We start from the raw sequence: 852 nt of genomic DNA, 5'->3' as shown, positions 1-852 counted from the left end.
CCCCGGTGGCGCTCGGGAACCTGCGCGTCGATCCGTACACGCACGCCGCGACGGTCGACGGCGCCGTGCTGCCCTTGAGTCCGAAGGAGTTCGGAGTGCTGCGCGTGCTCGCGGTCCGCGCCGGCGACTACGTGCCGCGGGAGGAGATCCTGCTCGAGGTGTGGGGGTCGGCGGAGTTCGTGGACCACAACATCGCGGAGCAGTACATCAGCTACCTCCGCCGCAAGCTGGCCGCGGGCGGTGCGTCGGTCGAGATCCTCACCCGACGGGGTGCGGGCTACCGGCTCGGGGTGACGCCGTGAGGTGGCGGACTCTGTCGATCCGGGTGCGGATCACGGTGTCGAGCCTGCTGGTCGCGATGCTGTTCTTCGGGATCGTCGCGGTCGTCGTCCGTGAGCAGCTCGACCACATCCTCGACGCCTCCACGATCGAGCTGGTCCGCTCGGGAGCGTCGCAGGCGCTGATCGAGGAGAGCCGCGACACCGCCGAGGCCGTCGTCGGCGGCGTCAGCACGACGCTCCTGATCGCCCTCGCGATCCTGTTCGTCGCGTTCGCCGCCACCTCCTGGCTCCTCGTCGGCCTCGCGCTGCGACCCGTCGGCCGGATGCGCGCGATCGCCGACCGGCTGCGCCACGGCCGCTCCACCGAGCTCCTCCCCGTCGGGCCCGCTCGCGACGAGCTCTCCGACCTCGCCTCGACCCTGAACGCGCTGATCGCGGACCTGCGGGAGTCGGCGGACCGGGAGCGGCGGCTCGTCGCCGACGCGAGCCACGAGCTGCGCACTCCGCTCGCCGCCCTGCGCACCCGCCTCGAGCTGGCCGAGCGGGTCCGCGACGACCCGGCGGCCCTCTA

Annotated in this window: 2 protein-coding genes; both read left to right on the top strand. The window is 72.9% G+C overall.

The window, feature by feature from the left end:
* The coding region (locus tag C5D08_RS16570; RefSeq protein ID WP_146086170.1) for a winged helix-turn-helix domain-containing protein at positions 1 to 302 on the top strand (302 nt) is incomplete at its 5' end.
* A partial coding sequence (locus C5D08_RS17520; RefSeq protein WP_308471639.1) for a HAMP domain-containing protein occupies positions 299 to 852 on the top strand: 554 nt, incomplete at its 3' end. The genes C5D08_RS16570 and C5D08_RS17520, both read left to right, overlap by 4 nt.

Source organism: Rathayibacter sp. AY1B6, from assembly GCF_002932755.1.
Lineage (GTDB): Bacteria > Actinomycetota > Actinomycetes > Actinomycetales > Microbacteriaceae > Rathayibacter.
Note: the sequence above shows the minus strand (reverse complement) of the source record. Positions and strands in the feature narration are given on the sequence as shown.